This window comes from Nocardia transvalensis, from assembly GCF_015477765.1.
In the GTDB taxonomy this organism is placed as follows: domain Bacteria; phylum Actinomycetota; class Actinomycetes; order Mycobacteriales; family Mycobacteriaceae; genus Nocardia; species Nocardia transvalensis_A.
In genome coordinates, this window is the sequence record NZ_JADLQQ010000014.1 from 1 (window position 1) to 19984 (window position 19984).

At 67.1% G+C, this 19984-nt stretch carries 22 protein-coding genes and 1 other RNA gene; 11 read left to right on the plus strand and 12 right to left on the minus strand.

Going from position 1 to position 19984, the window contains the following annotated elements; translation table 11 throughout:
• Window positions 1-253 precede the first annotated feature (253 nt).
• The 3 genes from IU452_RS32615 to IU452_RS32625 all read right to left on the minus strand — a co-directional run bounded on the left by IU452_RS32615 (window position 254) and on the right by IU452_RS32625 (window position 1607).
• On the minus strand, window positions 254-451 hold the full coding sequence (locus IU452_RS32615; RefSeq protein ID WP_195113083.1) for a hypothetical protein: 198 nt from the start codon (window positions 449-451) through the stop codon (window positions 254-256).
• Between the two features lie 179 nt (window positions 452-630).
• Entirely contained in the window at window positions 631-1233 is a 603-nt protein-coding gene (locus IU452_RS32620) for a site-specific integrase (protein ID WP_195113084.1), read from the minus strand.
• A gap of 2 nt (window positions 1234-1235) precedes the next feature.
• Window positions 1236-1607, minus strand: a complete 372-nt coding sequence (locus tag IU452_RS32625; RefSeq protein WP_195113085.1) for a tyrosine-type recombinase/integrase — start codon at window positions 1605-1607, stop codon at window positions 1236-1238.
• Window positions 1608-1753: 146 nt separating this feature from the next.
• Between IU452_RS32625 and IU452_RS32630 the strand changes: the two genes are divergently transcribed.
• Entirely contained in the window at window positions 1754-1927 is a 174-nt protein-coding gene (locus IU452_RS32630) for a hypothetical protein (RefSeq protein WP_195113086.1), read from the plus strand.
• Window positions 1928-2145: 218 nt separating this feature from the next.
• Here the strand turns inward: IU452_RS32630 and IU452_RS32635 are convergent, their stop codons facing one another.
• A complete protein-coding gene (locus IU452_RS32635; protein WP_195113087.1) occupies window positions 2146-3114 on the minus strand; it encodes a hypothetical protein in 969 nt (322 codons plus the stop codon).
• A gap of 135 nt (window positions 3115-3249) precedes the next feature.
• Here IU452_RS32635 and ffs point away from each other — a divergent pair.
• Window positions 3250-3344: signal recognition particle sRNA small type (ffs, locus tag IU452_RS32640), an RNA gene on the plus strand.
• A gap of 140 nt (window positions 3345-3484) precedes the next feature.
• A complete protein-coding gene (locus IU452_RS32645) occupies window positions 3485-4771 on the plus strand; it encodes an aminotransferase class I/II-fold pyridoxal phosphate-dependent enzyme (RefSeq protein WP_195113088.1) in 1287 nt (428 codons plus the stop codon).
• A 106-nt stretch (window positions 4772-4877) separates the two neighbouring features.
• On the opposite strand, the gene IU452_RS32650 is transcribed toward IU452_RS32645, so the two are convergent.
• Window positions 4878-5699: a methyltransferase domain-containing protein gene (locus tag IU452_RS32650; RefSeq protein ID WP_195113289.1), complete on the minus strand. Its 822-nt coding sequence runs from the start codon at window positions 5697-5699 to the stop codon at window positions 4878-4880.
• Window positions 5700-5818: 119 nt separating this feature from the next.
• Between IU452_RS32650 and IU452_RS32655 the strand changes: the two genes are divergently transcribed.
• Window positions 5819-6397: an HhH-GPD-type base excision DNA repair protein gene (locus tag IU452_RS32655; protein ID WP_195113089.1), complete on the plus strand. Its 579-nt coding sequence runs from the start codon at window positions 5819-5821 to the stop codon at window positions 6395-6397.
• A 15-nt stretch (window positions 6398-6412) separates the two neighbouring features.
• Here IU452_RS32655 and IU452_RS32660 read toward each other — a convergent pair whose 3' ends face one another.
• The 3 genes from IU452_RS32660 to IU452_RS32670 all read right to left on the minus strand — a co-directional run bounded on the left by IU452_RS32660 (window position 6413) and on the right by IU452_RS32670 (window position 9701).
• Entirely contained in the window at window positions 6413-7423 is a 1011-nt protein-coding gene (locus IU452_RS32660) for an alpha/beta hydrolase (RefSeq protein ID WP_195113090.1), read from the minus strand.
• A gap of 236 nt (window positions 7424-7659) precedes the next feature.
• The gene (locus tag IU452_RS32665) at window positions 7660-9102 is read right to left on the minus strand and encodes an MFS transporter (protein WP_195113091.1); all 1443 of its coding nucleotides are present in this window, start codon (window positions 9100-9102) and stop codon (window positions 7660-7662) included.
• 80 nt (window positions 9103-9182) lie between these two features.
• A complete protein-coding gene (locus IU452_RS32670; protein WP_195113092.1) occupies window positions 9183-9701 on the minus strand; it encodes a PadR family transcriptional regulator in 519 nt (172 codons plus the stop codon).
• A 105-nt stretch (window positions 9702-9806) separates the two neighbouring features.
• Here IU452_RS32670 and IU452_RS32675 point away from each other — a divergent pair, with 105 nt between their 5' ends.
• On the plus strand, window positions 9807-10376 hold the full coding sequence (locus IU452_RS32675) for a hypothetical protein (protein ID WP_195113093.1): 570 nt from the start codon (window positions 9807-9809) through the stop codon (window positions 10374-10376).
• A 195-nt stretch (window positions 10377-10571) separates the two neighbouring features.
• Here IU452_RS32675 and IU452_RS32680 read toward each other — a convergent pair whose 3' ends face one another.
• From IU452_RS32680 to IU452_RS32695, 4 genes are read right to left on the minus strand one after another with little or no spacing between them, the layout of a single operon-like run.
• Window positions 10572-11723 carry an LLM class flavin-dependent oxidoreductase gene (locus IU452_RS32680; RefSeq protein ID WP_195113094.1) on the minus strand — a complete coding sequence of 384 codons (1152 nt, stop codon included), beginning with the start codon at window positions 11721-11723 and terminating at the stop codon, window positions 10572-10574.
• Window positions 11724-11737: 14 nt separating this feature from the next.
• Window positions 11738-12736, minus strand: a complete 999-nt coding sequence (locus IU452_RS32685) for an ABC transporter substrate-binding protein (RefSeq protein WP_195113095.1) — start codon at window positions 12734-12736, stop codon at window positions 11738-11740.
• The gene (locus IU452_RS32690) at window positions 12733-13503 is read right to left on the minus strand and encodes an ABC transporter ATP-binding protein (RefSeq protein ID WP_195113096.1); all 771 of its coding nucleotides are present in this window, start codon (window positions 13501-13503) and stop codon (window positions 12733-12735) included. Before IU452_RS32690 ends, IU452_RS32685 begins: the two co-directional genes overlap by 4 nt.
• On the minus strand, window positions 13476-14273 hold the full coding sequence (locus IU452_RS32695; RefSeq protein WP_228819185.1) for an ABC transporter permease: 798 nt from the start codon (window positions 14271-14273) through the stop codon (window positions 13476-13478). Before IU452_RS32695 ends, IU452_RS32690 begins: the two co-directional genes overlap by 28 nt.
• 434 nt (window positions 14274-14707) lie before the next feature.
• Between IU452_RS32695 and IU452_RS32700 the strand changes: the two genes are divergently transcribed.
• The 6 genes from IU452_RS32700 (at window position 14708) to IU452_RS32720 (ending at window position 19889) form a co-directional block, all read left to right on the plus strand.
• A complete protein-coding gene (locus tag IU452_RS32700; RefSeq protein ID WP_195113097.1) occupies window positions 14708-15526 on the plus strand; it encodes a hypothetical protein in 819 nt (272 codons plus the stop codon).
• A 67-nt stretch (window positions 15527-15593) separates the two neighbouring features.
• On the plus strand, window positions 15594-15872 hold the full coding sequence (locus IU452_RS32705) for a hypothetical protein (protein ID WP_195113098.1): 279 nt from the start codon (window positions 15594-15596) through the stop codon (window positions 15870-15872).
• A gap of 32 nt (window positions 15873-15904) precedes the next feature.
• The gene (locus IU452_RS39050; protein WP_267467703.1) at window positions 15905-16027 is read left to right on the plus strand and encodes a hypothetical protein; all 123 of its coding nucleotides are present in this window, start codon (window positions 15905-15907) and stop codon (window positions 16025-16027) included.
• Window positions 16028-16083: 56 nt separating this feature from the next.
• The gene (locus tag IU452_RS32710) at window positions 16084-17118 is read left to right on the plus strand and encodes a DUF3558 family protein (RefSeq protein ID WP_195113099.1); all 1035 of its coding nucleotides are present in this window, start codon (window positions 16084-16086) and stop codon (window positions 17116-17118) included.
• A gap of 126 nt (window positions 17119-17244) precedes the next feature.
• On the plus strand, window positions 17245-18462 hold the full coding sequence (locus IU452_RS32715) for an acyl-CoA dehydrogenase family protein (protein WP_195113100.1): 1218 nt from the start codon (window positions 17245-17247) through the stop codon (window positions 18460-18462).
• Window positions 18462-19889: an LLM class flavin-dependent oxidoreductase gene (locus IU452_RS32720; protein WP_195113101.1), complete on the plus strand. Its 1428-nt coding sequence runs from the start codon at window positions 18462-18464 to the stop codon at window positions 19887-19889. The genes IU452_RS32715 and IU452_RS32720 overlap by 1 nt, the downstream gene beginning before the upstream one ends.
• The last annotated feature ends 95 nt before the right edge of the window (window positions 19890-19984 follow it).

Genomic DNA, 19984 nt, shown 5'->3' on the forward strand with positions numbered 1-19984 from the left:
CGGGAACGACTCTTGACTCCAGCGTGACCGGCTCCAACCCGCACACCGATCCTTCGGACAAACCACAACCCGGACCCACCACACAGGCTAACCCCAACAAGGTCTTGACCTAAAGGGGAGCCATGTGAGTGCGTTGGGGACGCGGGGGCAGGTGACCGTAGTTAGCGAGTGGCAACCTGGGTGGGATCACCTGTCGGTGGGGGCTTGACGGATAGAGAAAACCCGCCTGTGGGCGGGTTGGGGTGGGGAGTGGCTATCCCCGCACCTGGAGGTAGGCCAGGCCGAACTCGCAGCGGGGGAATTTGGCGACCAGGGCGGCGGCTGCGGCGGGTGCCGCGTCGCCGTCGTGGTCGCGGTCGTCGAAGTACTGGGCGGGCCAGATCGCGTTCTCGTCGTCGAAAGCGCGGCCTTTGTCGTCGACCTCCACCAGGATCCAAGTGCCGTTGTTCATGGTCGTCTCCTTCCGTTGTCCGGCTGTTCGTCCGCTTCACCATGAACGCTCTCGTCGGCACGGAAGTCAACTCGCGATTCGTGCCGGGAACCGTTGCACGGCAACGATTCCCGGCACAGCGGCGTGAATCGCGGTGCCCCGTCCGCGGGTGGACACCAATCTTGCCGACGGGGCGGTGGTTACCGGGTGGGGTCCGCTGCAGCGAGGAGGTGGTGCCACTGGGTGACGAACGCGCCGGTGTCGCGGTATCCGAGGTGTGCGGCGATCACCGGCCAGGGCACGCCAGCCTCGGCCAGCCATTGCCCGCACGTGGCCCGCAGCACCGCCGTGCCGGGCCGCCGTCCGCCGGGCAGGTCGTCGGCGACAGCGTCGACCGCCGGTCGCCAGATCCTGCGGATGAAGTGCAGGATCAGGCCCGGCCCGCCCGCGCCGTCGATGCGGAACAGTTCCTCGCCGGGGTGGGTGAGGTCGAGCCGGGCGAGCAGCTGTTCGGGCAGGACGATCGTGCGCGGGGCCGGTGACGGCGCGAGGATCCACCCTCCGTTGATCGGGCGCCACCGCTGCGTGATCCGGCACTGGCCGGTGGCGAGGTCGATGTTGTCGACCGACAGCGCCGCCACTTCGGCCAGCCGGGCACCGGACAAGACCAGGAAATCGGCCAGCACCTGCCAGCCCGACGGCATCGCGGCGACCAGCCGCTGATACTGATTGCGGTCGAGCGGGACCAGCGGCTGATACCGGGCCCGGTGGCCGGTGGCCGGGACTGTGTCGCGTCGCTCCATAGTCAGGCGGCCTCGGCCAGGAGTGCGGTGGTGGCGTTGTGGGCCGGGGCCGGGAACCGCACGACCTTGGCGAGTTCGGCCATGGCGGTGAGGTTGGCACCGATCACCGCTGCTGCGTTGGCTGCGGCGGTGCGGTCGAGGTGGCCGTAGGTGTCGACAGTGGTCTTGATCGACTCGTGCCCCAGGTGCGCCTGCACCACGTAGATCGGCACCCCGGCGGCGAGCATCCAGCTCGCGCAGGTGTGACGCAGGTCGTGGATGCGGGGGCGCTTGCCGTGCAGCGGCTGGACTTCGGCCAGCGACAGCACGCCCAGCGTGGGTGCCCACACGTCCTTGTAGAAGTGCGAGATGCACACCGGGGTTGCCGGTGCCAACGGAGAACAGCCACTCGTCGGGGTGGCGGCCGCCGAGGACCAGATCGGTGACCAGTTGCGGGGGCAGGTTGATCGTGCGCACACTCTTGCGGCTCTTCGGCCGCCCGAGTAGTCGCTTGCCACCGGTGTACTTCCACGCCTGATGGATGCGCACCGTGCAGTTGCGGCGATCGATGTCTTTGACCTTCAACGCGGTGGCCTCGCCGAACCGGCAGCCCGAGGCAGCCAAAAACTGCACGAACACCCGCCATGGGCTGGGCGGCGCGGCCACGATCGCGGCGAACTCGTCCGGCTCCAGGAAACACATCTCGGCGCGGTAGACCTTCGGCAGCTTACTGGACAACGCGTGGACCTTTCGTCAGTTCGGCACCGACTGGTCCTCGTGCTGCAGTTGTTGACGGCGATGTTGACCGCTGGGCGGAAAGACTTTCGAAAAGCCGGTCCCACCAGGCATTATCCCCGTGGAGGACAAGGGATTTGAACTCCTGAGGGCGTTAACCCAATCCGCGTTCCAGGCGAGCGCCATAGGCTGGTCAGGTCACTTCTTCAGGCCCGCGAGGACCTTCCTCAGCTGGTCTTTGCAGACCGTGCCGACCTCTTCCTTGCTGGTCGGGGTCGTCGTATCGACGGACAGCTGCACGCGGGCCGACATGTTGGAGTCCAGGACCGCGCAGGTGTAGTCCAGGGAGGCGAAGCTGCTGTAGTTCTGCTCGTAGGTGGCGTAGTAGGCCTGCTCGCCGAGGCCGGCGATGGTGCCCGAGGCACGGCCGCTGCCGGTGGTCTTGGTGTCGTAGTCCTTCCAGCTGTTGAACTGCGGCGAGCTGTACTGCGACTGGAAGCTGACCTCCAACCGCAGGTCGGAGCCCTGGCTGCCGTATTTGCCCGCGCCCTCGTAGGCGGCGCGGCAGTCCAGCGAACCGCCTCCGAACGAGCTGTCGGGTGCGCGCTCGGTGTGAGTCGGCTGACCCTTGGGGTTGGGTGCCCATTTGCGCAGCACGGTCGGGTCGATCAGATTGCAGGCGTTGGTGACGTTGGTCATGGAGTAGTTGCCGTCGATCTTCTTCTTGTCCGGACCGACCACGCCGCCGCCCCCGCCCCCGTCGCTCTTGCCGGTCAGCGCCACCACGCCGATCACGATGCCGACGATCACCACCAGTCCGGCGACACCGCCCAGGATCCACGGGGTGTTGTTGCGCGGCCGCTGCGGCGGCGGGAACTGCGGGCCGGGATATCCGGGCTGCTGACCGTAGGGCGGCTGGCCGTAGGGCGGCGGCGGATAGCCGGGCTGCGGCTGGGCGTACGGCACCTGCGGTGCGCTGCGATAACTGTCGAATCCCGCACCGAGGACGGTCGGATCGGAACCGGTGACCGGTCCGCGCTGACCGCCCAGAACCGTCGGATCGTTACCGGTGACCGGAGCGCCGGGATTGGTGTTCGCCGGCGGTGTCGACCACCACTGCACGGTCTCGTTGCCCTGGCCGTCCTGCGGTGGGTTGGTGCCTGTCACTGTTCAATTCCTCCGGTCCTGGCGCGGAAGCCCCCTCGAAACGTCGGACAGATCGTAACTATTCGGATCGCCCACGTCGCGGGGTCGGTTGTGGGGGCGGTGGGCACCGGTCTCGCCGAAGCGGCTACACTGGCCGACGGATCCCGCGCGGCGTGCATCCTGTGAACTCCCCCAGGGCCGGAAGGCAGCAAGGGTCAACGGGCTCTGTCGGGTGCGCGGGGTCCCCTTTCATCTCCCCGTGCGGTCTCCCGGCGGAATCCCAAAGTCGCATGCATCCCCCAATCCCCGGCGAGTAACGTGGGCGGCTGGATCGGCGCCAGAAGCCCCGGTCCGCAAACCCTGTACCTCGCTGCTTGAAAGGCTGCTCAGGATGCCCCGGCAAACGCAGATCGGTTTGATGAGCCATGCGGAACTCGTGTCCGAACACGAGACGCAGACCGCGAACTACGCGACTCTGAAGACCGAGAAGCTCACGCTGGATCTGACCCGAGGTAAGCCCGCGCCCGAACAGCTCGACCTGTCCACCGGGTTACTCGCCCTGCCCGGCGCCGACGACTTCCGCGACGGTGCGGGTACCGACTGCCGCAATTACGGTGGCCAGCACGGCCTTCCGGAGCTGCGCGCCATCTTCGGCGAACTGCTCGGCATTCCGGTGGACAATCTGCTCGCGGGCAACAACGCCAGCCTCGAGCTGATGCACGACGTCATCGTCTTCGCCATGCTGCACGGCACCGTCGACTCGTCGCGGCGCTGGCTGGACGAGCCGGTGAAGTTCCTGTGCCCGTGTCCGGGATACGACCGGCACTTCGGGATCACCGAGACGCTGGGCATCGAGATGATCCCTATCGCGATGAACCACGACGGCCCCGACGTGCACACCATCGCCGAATTGGTGGCCTCGGATGCGCAGATCAAGGGCATGTGGGCGGTGCCCAACTATTCCAACCCGACCGGCGTCACCTTCTCCGAAGAGGTTGTGCGCGAACTGGTTTCGATGCCCACCGCGGCCCCGGACTTCCGGCTGTTCTGGGACAACGCCTATGCCGTCCACCCGCTGACCGATATCGCCGATCCGGTGCTGGACGTGCTCGGGATGGCTGCCGCGGCCGGTAATCCCAACCGCCCCTTCGTTTTCGCCTCCACCTCGAAGATCACCTTCGCCGGCGGCGGCGTCAGCTTCATGGGCGGTGCCAAGGCCAACCTGGACTGGTATCTGAAGTACGCCGGGAAGCGCAGCATCGGGCCGGACAAGCTGAATCAGCTGCGGCACCTGCGATTCTTCAAGGATGCCGAGGGTGTGCGCGCGCATATGCAGAAGCACCGCGCCATCCTGGAGCCGAAATTCAAACTGGTGCTGCGGATCCTGGAGGAGCGCCTGGGCGCGTCCAAGGTCGCCTCCTGGACCGAACCCCGCGGTGGCTACTTCATCAGCCTCGACGTCCTCGAGGGCACGGCGGCGCGGGTGGTCGCGCTGGCCAAGGAGGCCGGAATCGCGCTGACCCCGGCGGGTGCGGCCTTCCCGTACGGAAAAGACCCGGAGGACAAGAACATTCGCATCGCCCCCAGTTTCCCGTCCTCGGCCGACCTGGAGGCCGCAATGAACGGCCTGGCCACGTGCGTGCTGCTGGCGGCCACGGAGAAGTATCTGGGCAAGTAGGTGGGTCCCGTCGTCCCGGCGAAAAGCGCGCCGGGACGACGGGAAACCATCTATCGCTCGGGACGATGGGAAACCATCTATCCCTCCGGACGACGGGAAACGCCCGTCAGTGGGGTTTGTGGGCGAGCACCGCGAACATGGTGACCGACAGGTGGATGTCGCCGGACCGGGCGCCTGCCTCGAGGTCGGCGAGCAGTTGGTCGCGCTGCTTTTCGGTGATCGCGCCGCGGGCCACCGCCATGGCCGAGATGCGGGCCACCAGCGCACCCGCGCCGACGCTGCGGTCCTGCACCAGGGCGTGCGATCCGACCTCGTCGACGACCAGGCCCGCCTGGGTGAGAAGTCCGGGCAGCCGTCGTCCCGAGAACGGGTTGGTGGTGTTGCTGACCAGCGTTTCGATCACCTCGTGCACCACGTGCCGGTCGCCTGGGTGCACGATCGCGGTACCCCAATCGCTGTCCATCACCACGGCCCGGCCGCCCGGCTTCAGTACGCGGGCGATCTCGGCGGCGGCCCGGGCGGGAGTGGTCAGATGCTGGAATACTCGCTCGCACAGCGCGGCATCGAAGGTGTCGGTGCCGAGCGGCAGGTTGTAGGCGTCCCCGGGCACGAATCGAGCGGTCGATCCGGCCTGGGCCGCGCGGCGTTCCGCGGCTCCCAGCAGGTTCGGGTCCGGTTCCACGCCGACCGCGGACCCGGTGGGACCGACCGCATCGGCGAAGGCGATGACCTCCGATCCCGATCCGGATCCGATGTCGACCGCGCTTTCGCCCGGTTGGACGGCCAGGGCCTCGTGGGCCCACTGCCGCAACCGCCGGATGCCGGGGAGAGCCGCCTGCAGATCGCGGACGTCGATGAGCTGGTCCTGGCCGTCTCGATCGAAACGGTCCGGACGCAGGCCGGAGAGCGAGGCTGTGTGTGGTGCCATAGCGTCAGGCATGGGGACACCCTACTTGTGATCGAAACCTACGGGCGCGTAGCTCTGTGATGTGCGTCACTCGCAGGAGCCGCACTCGGTCTGTCGTCCCGCTCTGAGATGATCGGTGCATGGTGAGCCGCAAGCTGTGCCTCGCGCAGGAGCCGGAGGCGGACGAGTTGCTGTCCAGCGATGACTTCGCCCTGTTGACAGGGATGTTGTTGGATCAGCAGTATCCGCTCGAACACGCGTTCCGAGGACCGCGCAAGATCGCGGACCGCATGAACGGCTTCGACATCCACAAGATCGCGGAAGCCGATCCGCAGGAGTTCGAAGACCTGTGCGCGACGCCTCCGGCCATCCACCGCTACGGCCGTTCGATGGCCCGGCGCACCCAGGAGCTTGCCCGATACGTGGTCGAGCACTACGACGGCAAGACGGAGAAGATCTGGACCGAGGGCGATCCCGACGGCAAGGAAGTCCTGCGGCGACTGAAGGACCTTCCCGGCTACGGAGATCAGAAGGCCCGAATCTTCCTCGCCCTGCTCGGTAAGCAACTCGGAGTCAGGCCCAGGGGGTGGGAGAAGGCCGCCGGTGCGTATGCGGAGAAGGGTTCACGCCGTTCCGCCGCCGACATCGTCGACGGACAATCCCTGCTCGAGGTGCGGGCCTTCAAGAAAGAGATGAAGGCCGCGGCCAAGAAGGGGTGAGGAGCCGGGTCGGGGTCACGCGGGCAGGTGGTCGGCGCGGCCGTTGCGGAGGGCGTAGGTGAGGCCCGGGTCGGTGCGCAGCTTCCAGTCCGGGCCGACGAAGTAACTCGCCGCCGTCTTGTCGCCGTCGATCAGGTATCGGAACCACGCCAGGGTGATGCCTGACATCGGATCGTGCGCCACGTCATCCCACGGCGTGAAATGGCTTGCGCCCCTGAGGCAGGCGATGAACGCCGGTGCGTTGAAGCTCATCTCGTATTCGGTCCACCGCGGCAGGAATTCCGGAACGATGAAGTCGGCGGATCCGGCGAGGAACAGGGTGGGGACACCGAGCAGGAACGTGGTGGCGTACGGCGAGGACTCGGTCGGAACCGCGCCGATGATGCGGAATTCCGGATCGATCGCCTGATAGACGTTCGGCGGCAGGCTCGCGCCGTCGATGGCGGCGCCTCCGCCGCCGGAGTGGCCGCCGATCACCGTGCGGCTCAGATCGAGCTTGCCGTGGAAGATATTTCCCGCGTCGTGGTTGGCCTTCGACAGCGCCGCGGCGGCCATGAGCGGGGCCTCGTGGGTGGAGTTGAAGAAGTCGTACGGAATCGCCACCACATAACCCCAGCTCGCCCACAGCCGTGCACTGGCGTCGTAATTGCCGGGGTTGTTGGTGAAGCCGGGAACCCAGACGATCGTCGGCACCCGGGACATCGTCGAGATATCTTTCGGATAGTAGAAGTCCACGCCGATCATCGCGTCCAGACCGGCCGGAAATGCCTTGGTGCAGGGCATATCCGAATGATTGCCGAACAGGTGCCCGAGCCCGTTCCACACGGCATACAGGGATCCGCACGGCGACAGGGCCTGCGTGGTCTCCGTCTCGTGCGGACCGGCGGGTGCGTATCCGGTCAGCGGAGTGGCGCCGGGGTCGAAGTCGTCGGCCGACGCGGTGGGCATGCCGAGCAATCCACCGGCCAGCAGTGCCGCCACGGACAGCACCGCCGCAATGCCACGCCGGAAGCCGAATCGACGCATGTACCAACCCTTCGTTCGACGATGATCGAAACGTCCGAATCCGCCTCCTCCGTGACGATCCCGGAGTCGTCGGCGGTTGACCGGCAGGAGCGTACTCAACTTCGAGACGACTGTTCAGTCTGTTTAGCTGCGACTTAACTCTGGCCGCCGGGGAGCTGAAGATCGCGGCGCCGGAGCAATGAAAGTGGCCCCGGTCCGAGCGGACCGGGGCCACGGGCCGGGCACCTATGGGGCTGTCACCCGGCGATCGGAACGGCATGCGGCTGGGCAGATTCCGCATGCCGTGCGTGGACGGTTCGGCGCCGGGCGATCAGTGCCGTCGGGACGCCCACGGCGGCAACGATTCCCATCCCGAGCAGCAGATAGCGGGCCGAGGCGACCGCCGAGGGCTCGCCCAGGTTCACGAACACACCGGCGAGCGCCGAACCGAAGGCATTGGCGATCAACTGGACCGTGCCGATCGCCGCGGCGGCCTTCTGGCCCTGGGTGGGATCGGGGGTACTGCCCATCACGGCCGCGTTCAGGTGCGGGAACGCGACGCCGATGCCGGTGCCCGCGAGGAACATGGTCACCACCCACACGCCGACGATCCACCCGCTCGCGCCCTGCTGCTGGAACAGTGCGGTGAGCGCGAGACCGAGGGCGACGGTGGCGGGCCCGCTCACGCGCAGCATCGCGATCGTGCGCGCCCGGCTGACGCTGGCGCTGCAGATCTGGCCGACGGTCCAGCCCAAAGACATTGCCGCGCCGACGAATCCGGCGGCCAGTGGGGCCAACCCCGCCAGTCGCTGGCTGATCATCGGGACGAAGATCTCGACATTGATGCCGATCGCGACGAAGAAGATCGTCAGGTAGAGCCATTTCAGCGGGGAACCTGCAGTGAAGGTCACCGCGGGCAGAACGCCGTCGGCGGTGCGGCGTTCGCGGGCGACGAAGGCGCCGACGGCCAGCAGCGCGACCAGCACGGTGATCCCGGTCCACGTGCCCCGCGGCAGCACGCCGACCAGGCTGATCAGCGCCGCCGCGGCGGTCAACAGGGTCAGCGACACCACCGGCACGTGCTGGGCGGCGGCGGATCGATTGCGGCGCGGCATCGCCCACGGCACGACCGCCGCGATCGGAACCGTCACGATGGCGAGGGCGACGAACGCCACCCGCCACGGGCCCAGCTGCGCGATCGCTCCGCCCAGTGCCGGACCGGCGAAGGCGCCCAGGCCCCACATGCCGGAGGCCAGGCCCGAGGCCTTGGTCCACAGGTGCGACGGGTAGCTGGAGCGGATCACCGCGAATCCCAGTCCGGACAGCAGGCCGCCGCCGAAGCCCTGTATTGCCCGGCCGATCAGCAATACGCCCATGCTCGGACTGACCGCGCAGAGCAGCGTGCCGACGATGAAGATCGAGAACGCGATCAGATAGGCCCCGACCGGACCACGGGCCGCCAGGGTCTTGCTGACCAGCATCGAGGCGATCACCGAGGCAATGAGGAAGGCGGTGGCGTTCCAGGCGAAGAAGCGCTCGCCGCCGATGTCGTGTACGGCGGTGGGCAGCAGGCTCGCTGTCACGTAGACGTTCGTCGCGTACAGCAGCACGCCGCCGCTGAGCACCAGTGATGTGCCCCAGCGCCCGCGCCCGAACAGCTCGCTCCAAGACCCGGTGCCCGACTCCAGATCGGAATTCATGGGATGACCGTAGGAACTCAACCGCACTCGAGGTCAAGGCGTTCGTTCGGTGATGCGGCCAACAAGGGGAGGCCGGAGGATCAGCGGGCGATTTCTTCCGCTGCCTGTTCCAGCCACTCGCGCCGCATGGCGAAATAGCGCTTGCCGTAATCGATCAGCAAACGGCCGTAGCGGGACAGGTTGTCCTCGCCCCAGTCGATGGCTTGCTCGCTGGCCTCGAGCTCTTCCAGTCGCCCGCTGAGATAGGCGGCTCCGTCGAGGAGGTAGCGGCGGGCCTGGTCGGGCTCGAGTTGGCCGAGGAAGAACACGCGCAACAGAGCCTCGTCGCGCTGTGGGCGGCGCGGTGGAACCTCGGTGAGCCAGTGCTGCAACTCCTCGCGGCCCGCCTCGGTGAGCTGATACTCCTTACGCCCGCGAGCGCCCTCGGCGACCACCTCGATCAGCCCCTCGGCGGTGAGTTTGCCCAGCTCGGTGTAGAGCTGACTCTGCGTGGCGGGCCATACCCCGGCGAGGGAGACATCGAACATCTTCAGCAGGTCGTACCCGCTCGCCCGATCCAATTCGGCGAGTAGGCCCAGCACCCCGTGTCGCAGGCTCATATTCCGACCATAACCTGTCTCGATCGACATGTCACTATTGACATGTCGGGGGAGTGAGTTTTTACTGTCGACATGTCACAACTGGAATGTGAGTGAGGGACGAGCATGCTGAAGTACTACGCCCGAACCTTCCTGCCGTGGATCGTACTGGCGGTGGGCAGCGGGTTCGACATCCGCATCGGGGCCGTGGGCGGCCTGATGACGGCCCTGGTGCTGCTGGCCGACGACCGTCGCCGCGGAACAGGCTGGGACGCAATGATTCTCGATATCTCCAGCGCGATCTACATGGCGTTGCTCAGCGCGTTGTGCTTCCTGGCGACGCATGCCCCGCTGCTGCAGTACGGCACGTCCCTGGCCATCGGCTGGCTCGCCCTCACCGCCTGGCTCGGCCTGGCGTTCGGCCGCCCGTTCACCGCCGCCATAGCCCGCCGCAATGTCAGCGAATTCGCCGCCACCACAGCCCTTTTCCGCCGCATCAACATCGTCCTCACCACCGCCTGGGCGTTGTGCTTCACCCTCGACGCCGCAACCCTGGCCGCCCTCCAGCACTGGGCCCCCCACACCACCATCGCCCTGATCCTCTGCAAGTTCGGCTTCTTCATCGCCGCAGCCCTCTTCACCGCCCGCTACCCCGAATCCGCCCAACGCCGAGCCGGACTCGCCCCCATCAACTGACTCACCGATCCCTGTCGCCACGGCCCTGGGGCCGTGGCGACAGGGAAATCAAGACGGCCTTGTCCGAGTTGGTTGGTGACGGCCTTGTCCGAGTTGGTTGGTGACGGCCCTGGCCGAGTTGTTCGATGGCCGCTCTGTCCGAGTTGGTTGGTGGCGGACCTCCCCGGCTCTTTCCGGCAGGAGCCGCCTTGATTGTCAGCTGCTGCTGGCGGCGGCGGGGGTGAAAGGGGTTGTGGTGGGGCGGGGTTCGCGGTGTGAGGGGTGGTTCCAGAGGCCGCGGCGGTGGAGGATGGGGAGGACGCCCTCGCCGAACCAGTAGGCCTCCTCGACGTGGGGGTAGCCGGATAGGATGAAGTGTTTGATGCCCAGGCGGGAGTATTCGATGAGGCGTTCGGCCACCTCTTCGTGAGAGCCGACCAATGCGGTGCCGGCGCCGCCGCGGACCAGGCCGACGCCCGCCCACAGGTTGGGGGCGATCTCGAGGCGATCCGTGCTGCCGCCGTGCAGTTCGAGCATGCGGCGCTGGCCCTCGGATTCGCTGCGGGCCAGATTCTGCTGCACCCGTTCGATGTCGGCCGGATCGACGGCCTCGAGCAGCCGGTCCGCCTCCGCCCACGCCTGCTCGGACGTGTCGCGGGAGATGACGTGGATGCGCAGGCCGTAATCGAGGACGCGGCCGTGGTCGACGGCCATGCGGCGAATCCACTCCAACTTCTTGCTCACCGCGAACAGCGGCTCGCCCCAGGTCAGATAGGTGTCGGCATACCGGGCGGCCACCGGCCCGGCCGCCTGCGAGGAGCCCCCGAAGAAGATCGGCGGCAGCGGATCGGGGCGATTGTTCAGCAGCGCGTCCTGCACGCGAATGTGCTTGCCCTCGAAGGTGAACGGCTCGCTGGACTCCCACAGCTCGCGCACCACGTGCAGGAATTCCCCGGTGCGCTCGTAGCGCTGCTCCTTGTCCAGGAAATCGCCGTAGGCCCGCTGCTCGTGCGGCTCACCGCCGGTCACCACGTTCAACAACAGCCGCCCGCGGGAATGCCGCTGGAACGTCCCGGCCATCTGCGCGGCCAGGGTCGGACCGACCAGACCGGGCCGGAAGGCGACCAGGAACTTCAGCGCCTCGGTGGTCTCCACCAGCATGGCGGTGGTGAGCCAGGCGTCCTCGCACCAGGCGCCGGTCGGGGTGAGCACGGCCTCGAAGCCGTTCTCCTCCGCGGCACCGGCGATCTGGTTCAGATAGCGCAGCGACGCCGGCCTGTCGCCGGACATCGAGGTGCCGTGACCGCCCGCGATCAGATTGCGGGAGTCACCGTAGGTGGGTAGGAACCAGTGGAAAGACAGGCTCATGCGAGCTACTCCCTTCAGGGGGCGGGAAACAGGTCGTTGAAGCGGGTGTCGACGAAGTCGACGATCGTCACCTTGTGCGGGATCAGCTTCGCCTCGGCGAAGGCGTCGGCCACCCGCTGTTCGGCGTCGATGGCGGCCGGGTCCAGCGAATGATCCTGGTACAGGCCGCGTTTCACGGCCACGGTGGTGACCTCGAGCGGCAGGCCGCTGAACTGGGCATAGGTTTGCGCCCACTGGTCGGGGTGCTCGTTCACCCACGTGTGGGCCCGATGAATGCGGGCGAGCAGATCGCGCAGGGCGGCCGAGCGCGACTTGCTGTCCAGGGCTTTGGTGCCCGCCACGTAGAACGCGTCCGGCTCGACATATCCGTTGCCGTCCACCAGGACTCGCACGTCGGCCTGATGCTGGGCCTGGGCGGTGTAGGGATCCCAGATCGCCCAGGCATCGACGCGCCCAGTGGTCAGCGCGGCCAGGGCGTCGGCAGGCTGCAGATATTGCGGCTCGACGTCCTTGATCGACAAACCGTTCTTGGTCAGTACCGACAGCAGGTGGTAGTGCGCCGAACTGCCCTTGGTAACCGCGATCTTCCTGCCGCGCAGGTCGTTCGGGCCGTGCAGTGGAGAATCCTTCGGCACCACGATGGCCTGTCCGGCGATCCCTGCCCGGTAGGCGGAGACGATCCGGATGGCGGATTTGGCGGCGGCCGCGAACACCGGCGGGGCATTGCCGACGCCGCCGATGTCCACGGCACCGGAATTGATCGCCTCCAACAGCGGCGGGCCCGACGTGTACTGCGACCACTCGATCTTGTACGGCACCGATTTCAGCTCGCCCGCGGCGTCCAGCAGCGCCTGCAGGCCGATACCCTTCTGATCGCCGATGTGCAGGGTGACCTGCGACAGGTCGACCGTGCCGTCGGCGCGCACGGCCGGATCCGCGGAATCGGAAGTGCCGCATGCCGTCGCGACCACCGCGGTCAAGGCGAGGGCGGCGAACAGGCGACGGGTGATCATGCGGTTCCTTCTGTTTCTTCGGTGCTCACGCCGAGTTCGGCGAGCAGCTTGCGGCGCAGCGCGGCGAATTCGGCATGTTCGCGGCGGCGCGGGCGCGGCAGGTCGATGCGGATGTCCTGGGCGATCCGGCCGTCGGCCAGGACCAGTGCGCGGTCGGCCAGCAGCAGCGCCTCGTCGACGTCGTGGGTGACCAGCAGGACGCCCGGCCGATGACGCGCCCATAGCTGGAGTACGAGGCCGTGAATGGTGATGCGGGTCAGCGCATCCAGTGCGCTGAACGGCTCGTCGAGCAGCAGCAGTTCCGGATCGCGCACCAGCGCCCGGGCCAGCGAGGCCCGCTGCGCCTCACCGCCGGACAGCGTCAGCGGCCAGGCGTCGGCGCGTTCGGAGAGCCCCACCTCGTCCAGGGCCTCGCGGGCGGCCGCCTTCGGGTTCGCATGGCGCAGGCCGAGAGTCACGTTGGCGTGCACGCGCTTCCACGGCACCAGCCGCGGTTCCTGGAAGGCGACGGCCGCCTCACCGTCGACCGCGACCTCTCCGCCGTGCTCGCGGTCGAGCCCGGCCAGCACGCGCAGCAGCGTGGATTTGCCGGTCCCGCTGCGTCCGAGTAGAGCGACGAATTCGCCGCGGGAGATATCGAGATCGATGCGGTCCAGAACGGTGCGATCGCCGAAAGCCTTGGTGAGACCGCGGATGTGAACTACGGGCCGCTCTCCGCCCTCGCGCACCTCGGCAACACTCAACTCCCCAAGAACCCGCGTCGCCATACCAGCACCCTCCTTTCGATCAGCCGGACAACGGCATCGGTGATCAGCCCCAGCAGGCTGTAGACCAGCAGCCCGACGACGATGACATCGGTGCGCAGGAATTCGCGCGCGTCGTTGATCAGAAAGCCCAGGCCCGCATCGGCATTGACCTGTTCGGCGACGATGAGGGCCAGCCAGGCCACACCGAGCGACTGCCGCAACCCGACCAGCGCTTGGGGCAGTGCCCCGGGTAGCACGATGTGGCGGATCAGCCCCACCTTCGACAGCCGCTGTACCTGGGCGAGTTCGGCGAGTTTGCCGTCGACACCGCGGATTCCGGCGAAGGTGTTCAGATACAGCGGAACGGCGACACCGAAGGCGACCAGCACGATCTTGGGCAGTTCACCGATGCCGAACCACAGGATGAACAACGGGATCAGACCGTAGAACGGCAGCGTGCGCAGCATCTGCACCGGCGGATCGATGATGTGCTCGCCGAACAGGCTCAGCCCGGCCAGCAGCGCCAGCCCGATGCCGATGGCGGCGCCGATGACGAATCCGACGGCCGCGCGCTGCAGCGAGATGGAGATGGCATGCGGCAGGGTGCCCTCGCGCGTGAGGTCGAGGGCGGTGCTCACCACGGTGGCCGGGGAGGCGAGCAGCCGCTCCGGCAGGACGCCGGTCGAACTGGCGAGCTGCCAGGCGGCGACGAGCAGTACCGGACTGATCAGCCGCGCCCAGCGGGCGTGCGGCAGCCGGATGGGCGTCGACCGCAAGGCAAGTGAAGACAACGCGAAACCTCGTGCAATGGTGGCGGACTGTGTCGGCGGTGCCGAGCGGTCGGCGGCCCAGGGTCGATAGTGCCCCCGCCGGGCGGCCCGGTCACTAGTTCGAATCTGCGTGGATGCAACCCTCGCCGTGACACCGCCGAGTACCCGAGGCTTGCCCGCAACCGTCCGGAATGTCGCACTCGGACGGGAATCGGGAGCCTCGGCTCCAGTACTTCACTACCGTCAATCAGCCGTTCACACCGGCGAGGTAGGTGGAGAAGCCCCGGCGGAGTGCCGCGGGGGGACGCCGGCCCCGCCCGAGTGCCGGCCGGGCGGGGTCTCGTTCCGGTCGTCGCCGACCAGTAGTCTCCAACACATGATCGCAGGGGAACAGCGGCGTAAGATCCCCCACTTGGGGGCGCCACTGGTCGGGCGGCATCTCCAACCGGCTGGATGTGGTCGAGCAGATCGGAAACCTGGTGAAGAAGTTCATCGCCGCGCTGTACCGGACCGGCATAGGTAGGTTTGTTCTGGCGATTGCCGGTCTGATCGTGGGCGTGAACGTCATTGTGTGGGTGGGGAATCCGTACCTGGACGACGCCCGGAACGCGGATTGGAACGCATCGTCGGTGCGGTTGCCGCCGAAGGCATCCACAACTCCGGATGCGCCGCTGCCGCCGGGCTTTCCGTCGATGGCGCTTCCGCCGCCCATGCCCGAAGTCCCCCCGGGGCACCTCCAGTCGGTTCCGACGAAGTTCGGGCTGTCGTACTCTGTCCCGAACGGAAACGGCTGGCGGCCATCCAACCAGAGGCTTGTCGGATGGTCCGACCGCGACGAGCGGATCGTGGCATATGGTTCGGTCAGTGACTACGGGTACGGAACCTGCCCGCGATCCGAAGAATCGTGGATCGGGCTCGTCGGGGTGCGGGGAAGAAACGGCGTCGACGTCGAAACAGCTGCGCGCGAGGAGGTTTCGAAGGCCGAGCGCATCTTCGCCGACGGTGCGGGGCGGACGCCGAAGGTGGAGATCTCGACGCCACGGCACCAGGAGGTCGACGGTCGGCCCGCGGTGCGCTATACCGCGACCGTCAGTGCAATCCCCCACACCGAATCCTGCAGCTACGAGCGGGCACGACTCGACGTCGTCGCCACCGTCGCCTACACTTCGGCCGAAGTGATGATTCTCGTGGTCGAGCACCACGAGGGTTTCGAACATTCACTGACGGAAGCCGACGTCGACACGATCATCGCGTCGCTTCGCCGAACCGAATAGCACGAACAGCTGGGGTGGGGAGTTGGCATACCAGGGCTTCTCGGTCGTACCGGACCAGGTTGCGGGCTTGGGCGAGGCTGTCGGCGAGATCGGTCAAGACTCCTGCAACTGCGGCATATTCGTGGTCGAGAACTGTCTCGTCCCGAAAGCGGGGTTCGGCGGTTCCATTCTCAACCCAATTATCGGCACCCTCAACAAGGCGGCGGAGACGGCGCGAGGCCGCATGGGTGGCATCGGCGTCGATTTGATGAGGACCAGCGGCGAGCTCAGGCGAGCGGCGTGGGCCTATTCCGCGCAGGATTATGAAAACTACTCAGCTCTGAACGCGGCGAAGTCGCCTACTTGAAGACCTCACCGTCCTTCGCTTGGACCTGGGACGTGACCGCCCTGCCGCTACCGGACGTGCCGCGGAAATCCAAGGGCGAGAAGGTGGTCGGCCCCAGCGACTGGCCGGACGATTTCGAGTCCTACCCCGCCGGGAACTCATGGCGGTCTCTCTGACATCGCACTGGTCTGGGGGATTTCGTCCAGCATGGAAGGGAGCAGGAGTGGCTGGCATGTGGCGGGGTATCGGGGCGACCGTGTCGTGCGGAGTGCTGGTTGTGGCGGCTGTCGCGTGTGGAACGGATGAATCCGTCCCGGGACAGTCGGCTGTGAATGAGCGGACGACGGTGTACAACGACCCATGCGCGATGCCCGATAGGGCGCTGGTCACTGCCGGTCTGGTTGGCGCGAGCAAGCAACCGGGAACACCGGGAGTCGAGTTCAACGGATGGAAGGGCTGTACCTGGAAAGCCACGGCTGACTGGTACACCTTCGCCCTGTATACAGGTCCGCGAAAGCTCGCGGATTTCCCGAAGGATCCGGCTTTCCAGAAGTCGTTCGTGCCCGCGTCGGCGACGACTCTGGAGGGCCGGGATGCCGTGGTGTTTGCGTCCGTTCTGGACCCGAATCGCCGTGAAATGTGCCATATCGGTGTGGCGACATCGACCGGGATGGCGCTGTTTCGGGCGAGTACTTTCGTCCCGGAGGGACAGCAACCCAAGGGCGATATCTGCGCCGAAACCACGAGGGTCGGTGCCGAACTGATCAAGGAACTGCCCGACGCCGATGCGGCGGCCCCACCGACGACTCCCACCATATCGGTGACGTCCGAGTCGGACGTACTGGCGATCTTCGGGAACCTGGACCCGTGCACGGTCGTCACCCCCGCCGAGGTGGAGCAGCTGACCGGAATGCCCGATCTGTCACCCAACCGGACTGTCAGCCTGGAGGGACGGTCCGCCGGCTGCGCGTGGGGCGGCGAACGCCCCGGTCTTCAGATCGACTTTCACGGTCTCGTCAAAGACGATTTCACGATCGTCCCGCCCAATGACCGCAGCAGGCAGGTGAGCGCGAAGCTCGGCCGGAATGCTGACGTCACCGGGTACGACGCCACCGACTGCATGGTCATGACCCTGTACGAGAACCCGCGTCGAATGGTGTCGATTGTCGTCGACCCGCCTGGCGATGAGAAGGTCGCAGGCGGTGTCTGTCAGCGCGCTCTGCCGATCGTGGAAACCGTGCTCGCCGACCGTATCCCCTGGCCGTAACCGCTGCCGCGCCGGAGGTAGCGGCCGGTGGAGGCGGAACGGACGACCTGCTGACGACGGCCTCGTTGTTACGATCGCCATGCGTGTAACCCGTGAGCGAAATGCGGGGGCGGGTGATTGTCAGGTATGACCACCACCGCACCACGTACGTATTCCGATTCGGAACTCGACGCGATATTCGGCCCTGTCTTCGAGCGCATAGCCGCGGGGGCCGTCGATCGCGAGATCGACCGACGCCTGCCCTATGAAGAGGTCGGGTGGTTGCGCGAGGAAAAATTCGGGGCGCTGCGCGTGCCCGTCGAGTACGGCGGGTACGGGGTGAGTGTGCGCCAATTGTTCCGGCTGCTCATCGAATTGGCGGCGGCCGAGTCGAATCTGCCGCAGGCGCTGCGGGTGCATTTCTCGTTTGTGGAGGATCAGTTGCTCGCCGAGCCCGGACCCGCTCGGGAGCGGTGGTTGCGCTCGGTCGCGGGCGGTGTGCTGGTCGGCAATGCGATCACCGAACCGGGCGTCGGTGCGGTCGATCGCTACCGGACCAGGCTGACCCGCGACGGCGATCGTTGGCTGCTCAACGGGGTGAAGTACTACAGCACCGGGTCGCTGTATGCGGATTACATCCTCACCGCCGCCGACCGCGACGGTGAGCGGGTCGGCGTCCTGGTCGACGCCGATGGCCAGGGCGTGCGCCAGCACGACGACTGGGACGGATTCGGCCAGCGCCTGACGGCCAGCGGCACGACGGAATTCACCGCTGTCGTGATCCCCGAGGACCGCATCCTGGGCCCGGGCTACGGTGCCGCCGGACCCACCTACTCCACCGGATACCTGCAGTTGGTGCAGCTGTCGGTGCTTGCGGGCATTGCGAAGCGCGCCGAAAGCGATGCGCGTGCATGGGTTGCCGCGCGCACCCGCGGCTACACCCACTCCGCCGCCGACCTGCCGCGCGAGGACCCGCTGGTGCAGCAGGTGATCGGGCGCCTGTCCGCGGCCGCCTTCTCCGCGCGGGCGAGCGTCCTCGCGGTCGCCGACCTGCTCGACGAGGTGCTCGCCGCGGGCGCGAGCGACGAAAAGGATGTGGTGGCAGTCGAACTCGCGGCCGCACAGGCCCAGCTGTCGGTGATCGACACCGTGCTCGCGGCCACCACCCAGCTGTTCGAACTCGGCGGCGCATCGATCGTGTCGGAGCGGCTGCGGCTGGATCGGCACTGGCGCAATGCCCGCACGATCTCCGTGCACAACCCGGCCATCCAGAAGGCCAGGGCCGTCGGCGATCACCTGCTCAACGGCGCCGAGCTGCCGTTCGCGTGGAGCGCCGGAGAGCGCAAGCCGCAGGAGGTGGCGTGATGGCTCGCCGGATTCGGTTCAACGCCTTCGATATGAACTGCGTCGCCCACCAGTCTCCCGGCCTGTGGCGGCACCCCGCCGACCAATCGCATCGGTACAAGGAGCTGAGCTACTGGACCGAATTGGCGAAGCTGCTGGAGCGCGGGCGGTTCGACGGCCTGTTCATCGCCGATGTGCTCGGCACCTACGACGTCTACGGCGGCAACGACATCGCCGCGCTGCGCCAAGGCGCGCAGATTCCCGTGGCCGACCCACTGTTGCTGGTGACCGCAATGGCCGCGGTGACAACGCATCTCGGCTTCGGCATCACCACCGGCACGGGTTTCGAACATCCCTATCCCTTCGCGCGACGACTCTCGACCCTCGACCATCTCACCGACGGCCGGATCGGGTGGAATGTGGTGACCGGCTACCTGCCCTCGGCCGCCCGCAATTTCGGCGCCGCCGACCAGCTCGACCATGACGAGCGCTACAACCAGGCCGACGAATACCTCGAAGTGCTCTACAAGCTGTGGGAGGGATCGTGGGAAGACGACGCGGTGGTGCGCGACGCGGCCCAGGGCATCTACGTCGACCCGGCGAAGGTGCACCACATCGGGCACCACGGCAAGCATTACACCGTCCCGGGCATCCACCTGCACGAGCCGTCGCCGCAGCGCACACCGGTGATCTATCAGGCCGGAGCCTCCCCGCGTGGAACCCGCTTCGCCGCCGAGAACGCCGAGGCGATCTTCGTCGGCGCCCCGTCCAAAAGGGTGCTGGCCCAGACGGTGTCCCGCATACGCGACGCGTTGGAGGCCGCGGGCCGGGGACGGTACGACGCCCGGATCTACGCGCTGGCCACCATCGTCACCGACGCGACCGACGAGGCCGCCCGCGATAAGCACGAGGAGTATCTGTCCTACGCGAGCGTCGAGGGCGGGCTGGTGTTCATGTCCGGCTGGATGGGCATCGACCTGTCCCGTTACGACCTGGACGACCCGATCGGCGACGTGCAGAGCAACGCCATTCAGTCGGCGGTGGCCGCCTTTCAGGAATTCGATGACGACGGCCGCGAGTGGACCGTGCGCGATATCGCGCGCTGGGCCGGCATCGGTGGTTTGGGCCCCGTATTCGTCGGCTCCGGAGCGACCGTCGCCGACCGGCTCCAGGAATGGGTGGACGAAACCGATGTGGATGGCTTCAACCTCGCCTACGCCATCACCCCGGGCACCTTCGAAGATGTTGTGCGTTACGTGATTCCGGAGCTCCAAGCGCGCGGGGCATACCCCTCGGACTATGCGCCGGGCACCTTGCGCAACGCATTGTTCGGCCGCGGCGACCGCTTGCCCGACAACCATCGCGGAGCGCGGTATCGCCTGGGCGGCCCGGATTCGACGGTACTGCCGGATTCGGTGTCCCGCCCCGGTTCCGCCGTCCCCTCCTGAAAATTCCCCGGCCAAGAGCATGCCGGGAACAAGAGGGGGACCATCGATTCTTCGTGATTACAACACTCTGGAAAGACGGAGCGCGCAAGCAGTAT

Bases quoted from the DNA above. Each gene is read 5' to 3' on its own strand.
- IU452_RS32660 (WP_195113090.1), bottom strand. From the start codon at position 7,423: ATGCGTCGATTCGGCTTCCGGCGTGGCATTGCGGCGGTGCTGTCCGTG.
- IU452_RS32645 (WP_195113088.1), top strand. From the start codon at position 3,485: ATGCCCCGGCAAACGCAGATCGGTTTGATGAGCCATGCGGAACTCGTG.
- IU452_RS32715 (WP_195113100.1), top strand. From the start codon at position 17,245: ATGACCACCACCGCACCACGTACGTATTCCGATTCGGAACTCGACGCG.
- IU452_RS32675 (WP_195113093.1), top strand. From the start codon at position 9,807: ATGCTGAAGTACTACGCCCGAACCTTCCTGCCGTGGATCGTACTGGCG.
- IU452_RS32630 (WP_195113086.1), top strand. From the start codon at position 1,754: ATGCGCACCGTGCAGTTGCGGCGATCGATGTCTTTGACCTTCAACGCG.
- IU452_RS32655 (WP_195113089.1), top strand. From the start codon at position 5,819: ATGGTGAGCCGCAAGCTGTGCCTCGCGCAGGAGCCGGAGGCGGACGAG.
- IU452_RS32685 (WP_195113095.1), bottom strand. From the start codon at position 12,736: ATGATCACCCGTCGCCTGTTCGCCGCCCTCGCCTTGACCGCGGTGGTC.
- IU452_RS32615 (WP_195113083.1), bottom strand. From the start codon at position 451: ATGAACAACGGCACTTGGATCCTGGTGGAGGTCGACGACAAAGGCCGC.
- IU452_RS32670 (WP_195113092.1), bottom strand. From the start codon at position 9,701: ATGAGCCTGCGACACGGGGTGCTGGGCCTACTCGCCGAATTGGATCGG.
- IU452_RS32720 (WP_195113101.1), top strand. From the start codon at position 18,462: ATGGCTCGCCGGATTCGGTTCAACGCCTTCGATATGAACTGCGTCGCC.
- IU452_RS32680 (WP_195113094.1), bottom strand. From the start codon at position 11,723: ATGAGCCTGTCTTTCCACTGGTTCCTACCCACCTACGGTGACTCCCGC.
- IU452_RS32710 (WP_195113099.1), top strand. From the start codon at position 16,084: ATGTGGCGGGGTATCGGGGCGACCGTGTCGTGCGGAGTGCTGGTTGTG.
- IU452_RS32620 (WP_195113084.1), bottom strand. From the start codon at position 1,233: ATGGAGCGACGCGACACAGTCCCGGCCACCGGCCACCGGGCCCGGTAT.
- IU452_RS32690 (WP_195113096.1), bottom strand. From the start codon at position 13,503: ATGGCGACGCGGGTTCTTGGGGAGTTGAGTGTTGCCGAGGTGCGCGAG.
- IU452_RS32650 (WP_195113289.1), bottom strand. From the start codon at position 5,699: ATGGCACCACACACAGCCTCGCTCTCCGGCCTGCGTCCGGACCGTTTC.
- IU452_RS32665 (WP_195113091.1), bottom strand. From the start codon at position 9,102: ATGAATTCCGATCTGGAGTCGGGCACCGGGTCTTGGAGCGAGCTGTTC.